The 11,028-nt window shown below is 43.8% G+C and carries 13 protein-coding genes; 12 read left to right on the top strand and 1 reads right to left on the bottom strand.

Going from position 1 to position 11,028, the window contains the following annotated elements:
• Positions 1 to 12: 12 nt before the first annotated feature.
• Positions 13 to 1,005 (top strand): biotin synthase BioB, encoded by a 993-nt coding sequence (bioB, locus tag QNI08_RS19570; RefSeq protein ID WP_285769059.1) that lies wholly within the window; start codon positions 13 to 15, stop codon positions 1,003 to 1,005.
• A gap of 63 nt (positions 1,006 to 1,068) precedes the next feature.
• Here bioB and QNI08_RS19575 read toward each other — a convergent pair whose 3' ends face one another.
• A complete protein-coding gene (locus QNI08_RS19575) occupies positions 1,069 to 1,995 on the bottom strand; it encodes a helix-turn-helix transcriptional regulator (RefSeq protein ID WP_285769060.1) in 927 nt (308 codons plus the stop codon).
• A gap of 149 nt (positions 1,996 to 2,144) precedes the next feature.
• Between QNI08_RS19575 and modA the strand changes: the two genes are divergently transcribed.
• The 11 genes from modA to QNI08_RS19630 all read left to right on the top strand — a co-directional run bounded on the left by modA (position 2,145) and on the right by QNI08_RS19630 (position 10,842).
• A complete protein-coding gene (gene modA, locus QNI08_RS19580) occupies positions 2,145 to 2,939 on the top strand; it encodes a molybdate ABC transporter substrate-binding protein (protein ID WP_285769061.1) in 795 nt (264 codons plus the stop codon).
• Positions 2,940 to 3,251: 312 nt separating this feature from the next.
• Entirely contained in the window at positions 3,252 to 3,821 is a 570-nt protein-coding gene (locus tag QNI08_RS19585) for a dihydrofolate reductase family protein (RefSeq protein ID WP_285769062.1), read from the top strand.
• Between the two features lie 311 nt (positions 3,822 to 4,132).
• The gene (locus tag QNI08_RS19590; RefSeq protein ID WP_285769063.1) at positions 4,133 to 4,633 is read left to right on the top strand and encodes a hypothetical protein; all 501 of its coding nucleotides are present in this window, start codon (positions 4,133 to 4,135) and stop codon (positions 4,631 to 4,633) included.
• Positions 4,634 to 4,666: 33 nt separating this feature from the next.
• Positions 4,667 to 5,209: a GrpB family protein gene (locus tag QNI08_RS19595; protein WP_285769064.1), complete on the top strand. Its 543-nt coding sequence runs from the start codon at positions 4,667 to 4,669 to the stop codon at positions 5,207 to 5,209.
• A gap of 90 nt (positions 5,210 to 5,299) precedes the next feature.
• Positions 5,300 to 5,863 (top strand): GrpB family protein, encoded by a 564-nt coding sequence (locus QNI08_RS19600; RefSeq protein ID WP_285769065.1) that lies wholly within the window; start codon positions 5,300 to 5,302, stop codon positions 5,861 to 5,863.
• Between the two features lie 42 nt (positions 5,864 to 5,905).
• A complete protein-coding gene (locus tag QNI08_RS19605; protein ID WP_285769066.1) occupies positions 5,906 to 6,658 on the top strand; it encodes an AAA family ATPase in 753 nt (250 codons plus the stop codon).
• A 57-nt stretch (positions 6,659 to 6,715) separates the two neighbouring features.
• The gene (locus QNI08_RS19610) at positions 6,716 to 7,537 is read left to right on the top strand and encodes an SDR family oxidoreductase (protein WP_285769067.1); all 822 of its coding nucleotides are present in this window, start codon (positions 6,716 to 6,718) and stop codon (positions 7,535 to 7,537) included.
• A 162-nt stretch (positions 7,538 to 7,699) separates the two neighbouring features.
• Positions 7,700 to 8,080 (top strand): GntR family transcriptional regulator, encoded by a 381-nt coding sequence (locus QNI08_RS19615; protein ID WP_285769068.1) that lies wholly within the window; start codon positions 7,700 to 7,702, stop codon positions 8,078 to 8,080.
• A complete protein-coding gene (locus QNI08_RS19620; RefSeq protein ID WP_285769069.1) occupies positions 8,077 to 8,763 on the top strand; it encodes an ABC transporter ATP-binding protein in 687 nt (228 codons plus the stop codon). Before QNI08_RS19615 ends, QNI08_RS19620 begins: the two co-directional genes overlap by 4 nt.
• Entirely contained in the window at positions 8,760 to 9,593 is an 834-nt protein-coding gene (locus QNI08_RS19625) for a hypothetical protein (protein WP_285769070.1), read from the top strand. The genes QNI08_RS19620 and QNI08_RS19625 overlap by 4 nt, the downstream gene beginning before the upstream one ends.
• Before the next feature lie 28 nt (positions 9,594 to 9,621).
• Positions 9,622 to 10,842, top strand: coding sequence for a hypothetical protein (locus tag QNI08_RS19630; RefSeq protein ID WP_285769071.1), 1,221 nt, complete (start codon positions 9,622 to 9,624; stop codon positions 10,840 to 10,842).
• Positions 10,843 to 11,028 lie beyond the last annotated feature (186 nt).

Here is an 11,028-nt window from a genome sequence, read left to right on the forward strand (position 1 = left end):
AGAGGGAATGATATGGAAACAGTAGCAATCGATTGGAAGGTATTAGCCGAACGTGTGATTCAGGGGCATAAAGTAACGGAAAAAGAGGCTTTATCCATCGTGCAAGCCCCGGACGAAGAGCTTCTGGAAATCTTGAGTGCAGCTTACCTCATCCGCAGGCATCATTATGGAAATAAAGTCAAATTGAATATGATTATTAACACGAAATCGGGATTATGTCCCGAAGATTGCGGCTACTGCTCGCAGTCCATCGTCTCCGAGGCACCAATCGATAAATATGCGTGGCTGACGAAAGAAAAGATTGTCGAGGGTGCGCAGGAATCGATCCGCCGTAAAGCGGGTACGTATTGCATTGTTGCTTCGGGCCGGCGTCCAACCAATAGGGAAGTAGATCATGTCATTGAAGCCGTGCAGGAAATCCGCGAAACGACCGATCTTAAGATTTGCTGCTGCCTTGGTTTCCTGAATGAAGAGCATGCAAGGAAACTGGCAGCTGCCGGGGTTCATCGCTACAATCACAATCTGAATACTTCACAGGAAAACTACGGCAACATTACATCGACGCACACCTATGAGGACAGGGTGGATACGGTCGAAGCTGTGAAGGAAGCCGGCATGTCCCCATGCTCAGGTGCCATTTTCGGAATGGGCGAATCCGAAAAGGAGGCCGTGGAGATCGCCCTATCACTTCGCGGCCTGGATGCGGACTCGATTCCTTGTAATTTTCTCAACGCCATCGACGGCACGCCGCTTGAGGGAACTTCCGAGCTGACCCCAGCGAAATGCTTGAAATTGATTTCGATGATGAGGTTCGTAAATCCAAGTAAAGAAATCCGTCTTGCAGGCGGTCGTGAAATCAACCTCCGTTCGCTGCAGCCCATGGCACTGTATGCCGCCAACTCGATATTCGTCGGTGATTACTTAACGACAGCCGGTCAAGAACCGACTGAAGACTGGGGCATCATCGAAGATCTCGGATTTGAAATCGAAAAATGTGCCCTTTGATACTGAATCAGCCGTGGACAGGAAAAAAAGGAAGGCCGCTGACGCAATAGCTTTCCTTTTTTTTTAAAAGGTCTCGTGAATGACGGAGCCCGTCTTCGAAATATCATAATCACCCAAGGCATCGATTTCCGCTTGAAACGGGATCGAGGCTACTATCGTTTTGACGGTCTTTATGAGTTCCTCGTTTTTGAGGGTTTTTAATAAAACAAGATCGTAGCGTTCCGTTATCAATGGAACGAAGTCGACTCCAACCAGTTTAGCCGCCTTTTCAATTCCTACCCCCACATCAGCAGCCCCGGATGAAACGGCTGATGCGACGCTTAAATGATTGGATTCCTCGTTTTCATAGCCCTTGAGGCTTTTAGCGGGAATCTTGTTGATCCGTAACTGCTCATCAAGAAGGATTCTTGCGCCAGATCCCCTCTCCCTATTGATGAAGGTCAGCTTGTCATTGGTTAAATCAGTCCAGGCAGCAAGGTTGAAGGGGTTCCCTTTTCTAACGTATAATCCAGCCTTCCTTGAAAGAAGGTTAAGTAAAACGTAGGGATAACCAACTAGGATTTTTTTTATATAAGGAAGATTGTATTCTCCTGTATCACCATCAAACATATGTAAACTGACGATATCGGCTTCGCCATTGTACATGGAAATCAAACCGTTCAAGCTTCCCTTGTGGGATCGTAATGCCTTATGGCCGGAATTTTTCTCGATATACTGCCCAAGCAGATCCAGCACCATGTCCTGTCCGCTGATGACAAGGGGGGAGGCTTCTTTTGCTTCGTTCCGGTTTGGTGGTCCGGCAGCCGATGTAAATGCCGGGGACTTGCTTGTGGCGATATATTTCTCCAAATCCTTTGCATCCATCCTCATTTGCCTGCCGACGCGGAATACAGGCAATTCCCCTTTTTTAACAAGATCATAGATCGTCAATTTAGAGACTTTCAAAAGCTGTGCGACTTCTTCGATTGTATAGGATAGCTCTTGCGGCATATGCATCCCTCCCTCCTCATTGTAGCGTAGTGCACGTAAATTCTCAAAGCAAGGGGGATTGATTAAAACCGCATAATTGATTTATACTATTTATAACCAGTTATAATTAGATATAACTAGTTATAAATAGGGTGAAAGGAAGATTGACTTTGAGAAAATTACATTTCTTGATTTTTGCAATGATGCTGCTCGTGATCATCGGTACGGGCTGCTCGAATGATGAAGAAAAAAACAAGGCACAGCAAGAACCCAAACAAGTGGAATTGACGGTTTCCGCAGCCGTTAGCCTGCAGGATGCGTTAACGGATATAAAGGCGGCTTATGAAAAGGACCACCCAAATGTGAAGGTCAATTATAACTTTGGGGCATCTGGAGCGCTTCAACAGCAAATTTCTCAAGGGGCACCTGTTGACCTATTCTTTTCGGCCGCAGAAGATAAATTCGAAAAATTAGTCGACGAAGATCTTATAGATAAGAAGAATGGGATCGATTTAGTCGGCAATGAGCTGGTGCTCGTAGTACCGAAGGATTCCGAGAAAGAATTGAAATCGATAGCTGACCTCACCAAGGCAGACAAAATTGCCGTTGGTACACCTGAGTCAGTACCGGCCGGGCAGTACGCGAAGCAAACATTGGAAAACATGAATCTGTGGAAAGAAATTGAAGATAAAGTCGTATACGGCAAGGATGTCAGGCAAGTGCTCACATATGTGGAAACGGGGAATGTCGATGCTGGACTCGTTTACAAAACCGATGCACTGAGCTCGGATAAAGTGAAGATGGTCGCAACGGCGAATGAGGATCTGCACGATCCAATCATCTATCCGGTAGGATTGATCAATGACCAAAAGCATGCCAAAGAAGCCAAGGTATTCTATGACTACCTTCAAACGAACTCATCCATGAAAATCTTTGAAAAATACGGATTCGAAGACTTGAAATGATGTCGCAGCCTGCGGCCAATCAAGCCCTTCGCTAACAAAGGCCGCCAAATTGGCGGCTTTTTTTTATGGAAATAATGAGAACGATCAACGCCAAGGAGGCTCAGCGGACCGCCTCTGAAAAGTCACGCGCCTGCAGGGAAGTGAAACGGACAAGACATTGATTCTCCAAATCTGTAGTAACAAGTCAATGGGGATGTTTGATACCGCCCTCAATCCTTGTTATAATCAAAATAAGAACAAATATTCGTGTTTGGTGTGAAGCACGTTCATTGAGGCAGGAGAAACGCGATTTAATGAAATGGAGGAAAAGTGATGTGCACTACCGGAAAACGAAGAAGGGTACTATTAGATTTAGCCGTTACCTTGGATGGCTTTATTGAAGGGAAAAACGGAGAGGTTGATTGGTGCATCATGGACCCTGAAATGGGATTCACCAATTTCCTGAATCAAATCGATGCCATCATATATGGCAGGAAAAGCTATGAATTATGGGGACAGTATATTCCGGATACGAAAGCCTTGGATACCGAAAAAGAAATCTGGGAATTGGTTCATAGTAAAAAGAAATATGTGTTCTCCAGGAACCAAATGAGTGCTGATGATCAGGCAATCTATATAAATGAAAATATTTTCGAAGAAGTAAATCAATGGAAGGATAAGCCAGGGAAAGACATCTGGCTGTATGGAGGAGCCAGCCTCATTACCACTTTCATTAACCTGGGGCTTGTTGATGAATTCCGGTTATCGATCCACCCTGTCATTTTGGGAGAAGGAAAACCGATGTTCATGGATATAACAAAAAGGGTGAATCTGAAATTGGTGAATGCAAGGACGTTTTCTTCCGGCGTGGTGCAGCTCATTTATCATGGAGATGGCAAGTAATGCTAGGAAATAAACGCATAAGTGATGAATGAAGCTGCTGCAAGGAGGATGGGAAACCTTTGTATAATGGGGTTTCCCATTTTCATTATAAAGCTGAACCTCTAATAGATACAATTTTACCCTTTATTGTCATTTATGTTAAAGTTTATATGTACATATTACTAGATAAAGAGACAAGAGAATGATGATTCCATAAATCAAGTTTTCTGGCGCTTTTTTTAATCGCTAAATTTGGGGTCATTCCAAAACAAATGAATCATATTGAATGAAGAAGTATGGAGTACAAATACATCGTCGGGAAAGAGGATAATATGGAGAAATTTTCGTTTACCCTGCTGATTGCATGCATTTCGCTCACCTTTCTTTTGAGTTTTGCCGCGCCTGATTTTACCATTAAATTGAAAGACCATATTAGCTCGATGAAAATCGTTTATTCATACAGCGTCACGAAAGCATTCTCCGAACAAACCCACGACACGATTGAACTAACATCCGTCCCTTCAGGGAAAGCGAAAAGAAAGGATATCCAGGTCCAAAGTGATGTCAAGCTTGAGAATACGCCGCTTAATATCCAAGCGGTGGTGAGGGAGAGCCTGAATGAGCCCGAGGAACACAACTATACGTCCACCTTACAAGGACCCGATAAAGGGTTCTCAAGCCGGAAATATTATCTTACCAAAAATTATGATAAAGGAAGATACACCGTCATTCGAACGAATAAAGTCACCGGAGCGGAAAAAATGTATCAAGGGACGTACTATGAACCGAGTGTTCAGGATCCACTCGTCAGATGGTCACGTGATGAAAAATAACCGCTAGCAACACATGAAAAGCAGGGTGATTGAATGGAAAAGAAAATTACCATCGAGGATTATAACCCCGATTGGGTCAGTGAATTCGAGCAGGAGAAAACGAGGATCATAACAGTATTACATGGCCATCGCCTCTATATTGAGCATATTGGCAGTACATCCGTCAAAGGATTGGCAGCAAAACCGGTGTTGGATCTCATGGCTGGTGTGCAGCATTTAGATGAGGCGGAAGCGTTCATACAGCCGTTACGTTCGATCGGCTATGAATTTGTCTCACATAAGGAGTTTCCCGAAAGGCGTTTTTTTAGAAAAGGTCAATGGCGTGCAGGTACCCATCATTTGCATATCTATGAATTTGGAAGTGAACAATGGAAAAACCAACTTGCGTTCAGGGATTATGTAAGCGCACATCCTGAGGTGCGGAAGCAATATCAGCAATTGAAGCAGGACTTGGCCCAAGTGCATTCCAATGATAGGGCGAGATACACGAAAGGGAAAGCTCCATTCATTCAAGCTGTCCTGAAGGAAGCGAATGAAAATAGGCTAGCGTTTATTAAGAAGGTGCCTCGAAATTAACGCTTCCCGTTTTTACGAACATGGATGTGGCAAGCATGGTTGTAATTCAACCTATAAAAAGCATCATGGACCACGGTAAAGGAGGTTTATATGAGAAAAGTCGAAGTCGTTGCACATAAGAAGGAGTGGCAGAGCGTATTCCGTGATGAATGCGAGAGCTTAGAGGCTATATTCGGAAATGAGTTGATAAAAGTATCCCATATTGGCAGTACCGCGATTCGGGCCATCCTTGCAAAGCCTGTCATAGATATATTGGCGGTCGTTCGGAGCATTGATCGCATCGGTGACTTTACTAAACAAATGGAGCGGATTGGCTATGAGGCAAGGGGGGAGAATGGCATCGCTGGACGAAGGTTTTTCAGTAAGGGCGGAAATGAGCGGTCGCATCATATTCATATGTTCCAATATGGTCATGAGGAGATTGCCAGGCACCTCGCTTTTCGGGATTATATGCTGGCGCACCCGCAAGAAGCCGAAGCGTATAGTCAGCTTAAGCGACGGTTGGCTGCTGAATTCCCGGAGGATATCAAGGAATACGTCAACGGGAAGAATGAGTTCATCAAGATGATCGATGAAAAAGCGAGACGCTGGACGAAATCACTGGATGGTGATCGTTCGGCTTATGGAGGTCATAGAATCCTACACGACAAATAGCAGCCCTTTACTAAATACTCTTAATAATTTGAGGTGAATGCGATGAAACTAACTGATGATACACAATATATCAGGGGCATGTACCTGAATCGGGAGCGCATTTCTTCCTATGACTCTTTTCCGCTTGATCTGCCGGTTATCAAGCACCTTCAAGAACTGGCCTTCCATCCCAATGTAACCTATTTTATTGGGGAAAATGGCATGGGGAAATCCACCTTACTCGAAGGAATTGCGATTTCTTATGGTTTTAACCCTGAAGGCGGAACGTTGAATTTCAATTTTTCCAATTATGATTCGCACTCTGATTTAGATCAATATCTGCGTTTGAAGAAAGGGGCATTCAAACCGGAGGACCATTTTTTCTTCAGGGCAGAAACCTTTTATAATGTAGCAACGAATATAGAAGAACTGGACAAGGAGGCGTTTGGGCCGAAAATCATCGATTCCTATGGAGGGAAGTCCCTGCACGAGCAATCACACGGGGAATCCTTTTTCGCTGCATTTGTGGAGCGCTTTCAAGGCAATGGACTGTATATCCTCGATGAGCCTGAGGCCGCTTTGTCACCGTTGAGGCAAATGTCGATGCTCGCGAGGATCAACGAGCTTGTCGATCAAGGGTCGCAGTTCATCATTTCCACCCATTCCCCGATTCTCATGGCCTATCCGGAAGCAAAAATCCTCCAGATTACCGAGTCTGGAATAAACGAAGCGGCGTTGGAGCAAACAGATCACTATTTGTTGATGAAGCAGTTTTTTGAAGATAAAGATCGCCTGCTGCATCACTTATTTCAGTAGATACCGTCATGTAGGAGACAAAATTACGTTACTTTACTCATAGAAAGGATGAAGGGCATGATTTTAATTACAGGTTCAACCGGCAACGTAGGAAGGGAAATCGTGAGGAACCTGCAAGCTGAAGGAATCCCGTTTGAAACGGCAAGCCACCGAAAGGATCATGGTGACCGTTATTTGAATTTTGAGGATGCATCATCATTTTCGGGGGCGTTACAGGGAATCGACTCCGTCTTTTTGATGCGCCCCCCGCACCTTGCTGATGTTAATAAGTATTTTCGTCCGTTCATAGAAGAGGCGGTCAAGCAGCGTGTGCAGCATATCGTATTTCTTTCCGTACTTGGGGCGGACAAAAACAAAATTGTCCCGCATGCCAAAATTGAAAAAGTCTTGTTGGATTCAAAAATTCCTTATACGTTTTTGCGTCCGAGCTTCTTTATGCAGAACCTGCTTACAGAGCATGGTGAAGAATTAAGGAAGAAACATGATATTTATGTTCCTGCGGGCAAAGGGAAAACGAGCTTCATCGATGTCCGTGATATAGGCATCGCGGCCATGAAGACATTGATACAGGAAGAGCATCGAGGGAAGTCCTATGACTTAACTGGAAGTGAAGCCTTATCATATCGAGAGGTGGCTGACATTTTCAGCCGCATAACAGGTGAAAGCTTCACATATTCGAATCCAAGCATTCTTGAATTCTGGAATACATATCGGAAAAAAGGGATGAGCAGGGACAAAATCGTCGTAATGGTGGGGATATATACAACCGCGAAAATCGGCTTCGCGAAGCGGGTCACAAGTGATTTACAAGATATATTGGGACATGCTCCCATCACCTTTGAACAATTTGTCAGGGATAATAGGGATTCATTGAAATAACAGTAAAAGCCTCGAGTGCCCTGCATTTGGGGTTTTTGGCTTGGAAATTAATGTTGACAGGTTTGGTGTATTACGGGTATAGTACATCTATAAGGTGTATGAACCACGTAGTACATACACGTAACAATCCAATCAGATTTTACATGAATAGGGGGTGGTCTTATGAACGTTAATACCCGGGAACCAGTATATTTACAAGTCGTTCGTCATTTTAAAGAGCAAATAGCCATCGGCAATTTCGTGGCTGGACAGGAGATTCCCTCGCGAAGAGAACTGGCCGCTGCATTGAACATAAATCCCAATACTGCTCAAAAAGCGTATAAAGAAATGGAGGAACAGGGCTTGATTCACACTGAACGGAATTTTCCCAGTCAAATCACTACAAATGAAACGGTATTACAGGCTGTGAGGCAGGAGCTGATCCTGGAAGCCGTCGATTCCTTTGTCGATGCAATCCGTCCGATTAATGTGCCAGTCGATGAATTGCTTCGTGTCGTGAAAGAAAAATACTCGGAAGAAATCAGGGAGGAGGAAGGTAAATGATCGAGGTAAAACGAGTTTCCAAAAAATATGGCCGCAAAAAAATATTGGATGGTGTTTCCTTTACCGCCAATAAAGGCGAAGTCACTTGTCTGATCGGAATAAATGGTGTCGGTAAAACGACAACGCTTAAGGCAATCATGGGCTTGACGCCATATAAAGGAGAAATCCTGATCGATGGTCAAAAAATAAATAAGGACAGCTATGAAAAAATCACCTTCATTCCGGACGCTCCGACGATGCTTCCGCAAATGACGGTCACACAGGCAATGGTGTTCATGAAGGATTTCTATCTTACATGGAATCAGGAAAGAGCCCATCAATTGCTGGAATTCTTCAAGCTGAAAGAGGAAAGCCGCATTTCGGAATTGTCCAAAGGCAATACAGCCAAGCTTAACCTGATGCTCGGACTGTCGCTTGACGTGGATTATGTCCTGATGGATGAGCCCTTTTCGGGAATCGATATATTCAGCCGCGAGCAGATCGCCAATGTTTTTGCGAGCCATCTCATCGAGGACAGGGGCGTCATCATCACGACCCATGAAATCGGTGATATCGAGCATTTGATCGACAAGGTCATTCTATTGGATAACGGGACAGTGCTTAAGGATTTCAATACGGAAGAAATGCGTGAAGAAGAAGGGAAATCGGTAGTCGATGTAATGAGAGAGGTGTATCAAGCATGATGCGTTATATGAAGCTAGTCAATTTTGAGATCAACCGTTTTAGTAAAATTTATCTTACTTTATTGCTGATCACCGTGCTTTCGCAATTTGCCGGGGTGCTGATCGTAACGAAGAGCCTTATTAATGATGCCAGAAAAACCATGCTGCAGGAAAAGCTATCGGAAGCCGCTTATCTTAGTGAATATGGCGGCATTGATTTCACCCATATTTCCCATACGCTTTGGTTTCTAGGCCCGATTGCGTTAAGTGCCGTTGCTCTTATTTTTTACATTTTTTTAATTTGGTATCGTGATTGGTTCGGCAAGAATACGTTCATTTATCGCCTCTTGATGCTACCGACATCCAGATTATCCATCTACCTATCCAAAGCTACGGCCATCTTCCTGATGGTATTGGGATTGGTCGCCTGGCAGATGATCCTTTTACCGCTGGAAATTGCGTTATTCAATTCAAGCGTGCCGGCATCGTTGTTGGTTATGGAAAGGTCCATCTTCTCCATAGTGAAGGCAAATGAGGTATTGATGCTGATCATGCCGACCACCTTTATAGACTTCCTGTTTTCCTATTGTATTGGCCTTATGGTCATGTCGGTGATATTCACGGCAATCATGTTTGAACGAAGCTTCCGCATGAAAGGCATTCTATTGGGTCTGGTGTATGTCGGTGTTGCGGCGTCGCTGTTTTTAACCCCTATTTTCATACATGAAACTGGAACCTTCCATTTCTATTCAAATGAATTATTCGGTCTTCTGCTCACATTGGGAATCATCGTGACAGGGTTATCGATTTGGCTTGGTTCATGGTTATTGAAACATCGTGTTACCGTCTAAAAACAATCAAAAAAGGAGAGTGAACAAGGTGAAACGTTATATATGCAGCATCATCATATGCTTGGTTGTCCTCTTAAGCATCGGGACCTATTATGTGAAAGTAGCTTCCTCCGCTTCCGGCCTGCCAACGTATACGATCAAGACAATTGAAGGCAGCGATAAAGAGCTTGATTCGGTTAGAGTACATGCAGCACTTGAAGTTGGCAACTTTTATGAACCACTGATGATTGATTCCAATCGAAATACAAATATCAGAGGCAGGTCATTTTGGTCTGATGAATTTGATTACCGAATTGAACGATTGGTAAGTGAACATCGTTCATTCATGCGCGGGAAGGACGTTATCGATTCCTTTTATGAGGATGCTGATTTCCTCGCTTACGCTTCGTTGAACAACGAGTATACGAAGAGTGGGAAAATGAATGCAGAGTTCGACGTCGCTTTATTGGACAAAAAAGATGAAGATGAAACATCCTTCCGAATTGCCGTTCCCGATCAAGGGAGATTCATGAATACCGAAGTCTGGGATGTGCAGCTGATTCATTCGAAGCTGCAGGTATTGACGATGAATGACGTGGATTCAAACGATGATAAGCAAACGAAAGAGGTTCATTTGTATACAATCGATTTAGCCAAGAAAGAGGTTGTGAGTGACAGAACCCTAGTCTCTGAAACCTTTACGTACCCGGATCAAGTTGAATTTAATATTCCGGTGGATATATCACCTTCGCAGCCAAACAATATGATCTTATTTTCAATCATTAAAGGCGTAACTCATGAGGAAGGTGATTATGAGGAAAAGCCAAAGGATAGCAAGCTGCTCTCATATCAGTATGATACGGAAAAGTTAACAACGATTAAGGGCGCCAAGAAAGAGTCGCTTAATCTGGACATCGCCAGATCTGGTTATACCGATGGGAAAAACCTATACGCAATTGATGGCACATCCGGAAAGTATCACCTGAAGACATTTGACTTAAGCAGTGAAGCGTTAACGAATGACATGGAGCTGGACTTAGCTTTTAATAAAAGGGATGAAAACTTCGTTGCCATTAAGAATGGGCGTGTGTACTTCCTAGTAGGGAACAGAAGGGAAAAGGAAACTTTAACAAACGATCCTGCCCAGCTGCTGATTGCCGATTTAAAGACTGGAAAGACTTTATATAAAGGGGAAACGGTCAGGCATGCAGCCGATAAAAAGAACGATCAAAAAATTGGGTTTTATATAAGTAATCTGGAAGTTAAATAAAGAAGCGAAAGGTCCCCTCACTTGTGAAGGGACCTTTCAATTTGGTTTCACGAGAAACTCGATCTGAAAGCAGGCAAAATTACTGTGTGCGCTCCCTGCGTATAAAAAGGGTTGGGAATGATTTCATTCCCAACCCCAGACTGTAGACAAACTCGATGAAAATCGAGTTTGTCTATTTTTATGGCT

This window comes from Peribacillus folii (genome assembly GCF_030271255.1).
GTDB lineage: Bacteria > Bacillota > Bacilli > Bacillales > DSM-1321 > Peribacillus.

Coding starts and splice junctions, on each gene's coding strand:
- bioB (WP_285769059.1), top strand. CDS start 13: ATGGAAACAGTAGCAATCGATTGGAAGGTATTAGCCGAACGTGTGATT.
- QNI08_RS19575 (WP_285769060.1), bottom strand. CDS start 1,995: ATGCCGCAAGAGCTATCCTATACAATCGAAGAAGTCGCACAGCTTTTG.
- QNI08_RS19585 (WP_285769062.1), top strand. CDS start 3,252: ATGTGCACTACCGGAAAACGAAGAAGGGTACTATTAGATTTAGCCGTT.
- QNI08_RS19590 (WP_285769063.1), top strand. CDS start 4,133: ATGGAGAAATTTTCGTTTACCCTGCTGATTGCATGCATTTCGCTCACC.
- QNI08_RS19595 (WP_285769064.1), top strand. CDS start 4,667: ATGGAAAAGAAAATTACCATCGAGGATTATAACCCCGATTGGGTCAGT.
- QNI08_RS19600 (WP_285769065.1), top strand. CDS start 5,300: ATGAGAAAAGTCGAAGTCGTTGCACATAAGAAGGAGTGGCAGAGCGTA.
- QNI08_RS19605 (WP_285769066.1), top strand. CDS start 5,906: ATGAAACTAACTGATGATACACAATATATCAGGGGCATGTACCTGAAT.
- QNI08_RS19610 (WP_285769067.1), top strand. CDS start 6,716: ATGATTTTAATTACAGGTTCAACCGGCAACGTAGGAAGGGAAATCGTG.
- QNI08_RS19615 (WP_285769068.1), top strand. CDS start 7,700: ATGAACGTTAATACCCGGGAACCAGTATATTTACAAGTCGTTCGTCAT.
- QNI08_RS19620 (WP_285769069.1), top strand. CDS start 8,077: ATGATCGAGGTAAAACGAGTTTCCAAAAAATATGGCCGCAAAAAAATA.
- QNI08_RS19625 (WP_285769070.1), top strand. CDS start 8,760: ATGATGCGTTATATGAAGCTAGTCAATTTTGAGATCAACCGTTTTAGT.